General features: G+C 69.6%; 1 protein-coding gene and 1 pseudogene. One reads left to right on the top strand and one right to left on the bottom strand.

Features of this window, described 5'->3' with window-relative positions; genetic code table 11:
- Nucleotides 1-386: pseudogene (locus ACY45C_RS05870) on the top strand (leucyl/phenylalanyl-tRNA--protein transferase); the annotation flags it as partial.
- Nucleotides 387-432: 46 nt separating this feature from the next.
- Here ACY45C_RS05870 and ACY45C_RS05865 read toward each other — a convergent pair.
- Nucleotides 433-1,746, bottom strand: coding sequence for an aminotransferase class I/II-fold pyridoxal phosphate-dependent enzyme (locus ACY45C_RS05865; protein ID WP_462186633.1), 1,314 nt, complete (start codon nucleotides 1,744-1,746; stop codon nucleotides 433-435).
- Nucleotides 1,747-1,879: the final 133 nt, after the last annotated feature.

Genomic DNA, 1,879 nt, shown 5'->3' with positions numbered 1-1,879 from the left:
AGGGCTACGCCGAGCTGCACGCCCTGGGCTGGGCGCACAGCATCGAGGTCTGGGAGGGCGACGAGCTGGTCGGCGGCATGTACGGAGTGGGCGTCGGCGGCGTGTTCGTCGGTGAATCGATGTTCCGTACCCGGACCGACGCCTCCAAAGTGGCTCTGGCCGACTTCGACGCCCGGTTCACCGCGGCCGGCGGGATGCTGCTGGACCTGCAGATCGCGACCCCGCATCTGATCGACCTGGGTGCGGTGGAGATTCCGCGGGCCGATTTCCTCGCCGTTCTGGCCCGCGTCCGGGATGCCGACGTCCGCCTCAACCGGGACCGGTACCCGGTCGCCCGCCTTGCCCCGCATGGCGCCTCCGGCGCAATGCGGGGACCCCTGGCCTAGGGCGCCGTCCGGGGTCTCCGTCACCTCACCTCCGGCGAGGTGGGGTTCAGTCGCCGGCGCGGGCCTGCGGGACCGATACCAGGGGAAACCGCTCGACCGCCTCGGCCAGGACGGCCAGCAGATGATCGATCTCGACGTCGGTGTTGGCCGCGGTGACCTGGATGCGCACCCCGACCTGCTCGCGGGGAACGACCGGGAACGGCACCACACTCGCGAAGATCCCCCGTTCGAACAGAAACCGGCCCAACGGCTCGGCCTGCGCGGCGTCGACCAGGGGAATCTCTATGATCGGAAAGCCGCTGGCGTTGAGCGTGAACAGGCCGAGCCCGCGCAGGCCGTCGAGGAACCGGCTGGTCAGGCGATACAGCCGGGCACGGATGGCGTCCCCGCGTTCCGCGTTGACCCGCAGCCCGACCAGCCCGGTCGCCAGGGACGCCACCGGCGACGGGCCGGAGAAGACGTACGGGCCCGCGGTGGACTTCAGATACTCCTTCACCTCCGTGGGGCAGGCGACGAAGGCGAGCAGCGACGAATACGCCTTCGAGAAACCGCCGACCAGGACGAGATCGTCGTAGGTCTCGCCGAGATGGCGGACGATTCCGTTGCCGCGGCTGCCGTAGGGGCTCGACGCGACGGCATCACGCTCGCCGACGACACCGAACCCGTGGGCGTCGTCGACGTAGAGCAGGGCGTCGTGCGCACGGGTGAGCGCCGCGAGTTCGGCGAGCGGCGGGCCGTTTCCGGTCATGCTGTGGACGCCGTCGACGCACACCACCCGGGGGTGGGGGCTCGTCCGCAGCCGGCGTTCCAGCCGGTCGAGCCGGTCCTCGCGGAAGCGCGCCACGACGGCGCCGTGGGCCGCGGCCACGACCGCGCCGTCATGCGCCGTCTGATGGGCGTGCACCTCGACGAAGAGGGCCCCCTTGCCCACGAGGGCGGGCAGCACCGACAGCTGGATGTGGGTGATGGTCGGGAGCAGCAGCGCGTCCTCGGCACCGAGGAGAGCGGCGAGCGTGCGCTCGATGTCGTCGTACATCTGCGGGCTGGCGATCAGCCTCGACCAGCTCGGGTGGGTGCCCCAGTGGTCCAGGTACTCCGGGACCGCCTCGATGATCTCCCGGTCGAGATCGAGGCCAAGGTAGTTGCACGACGCGAAATCGGCGAGCCAGTGATCACCGATCCGTATCCGGCGGCCGTCGATCTCGTCCACCGTCGCGTCGTAAAAGGGCGCGTGGCGGCGCAGGCGGTCCAGTTCGGCCCGCATCCCCATAGGCTGATCAAGAACGTGTCGCCAGGCCGGAGATAACGCCCCCGAGACGGGAGGCGAAGGCAAGTCGGGACTTTCATAGGTCTGCGACATCCCCGCGGCCTAGTCGCCCATGCCCTGGGCCGCGGCGATCGGCCAGGCGGGCGGAATAATCACTAATATCCCGGAAAGTCCAAATGGTCCAGTTTCTCGGAAGATAGTCGGGCCTGCCAGCGGAACCGGGTGC

The organism is Frankia sp. CcWB2, from assembly GCF_977927585.1.
Note: the sequence above shows the minus strand (reverse complement) of the source record. Positions and strands in the feature narration are given on the sequence as shown.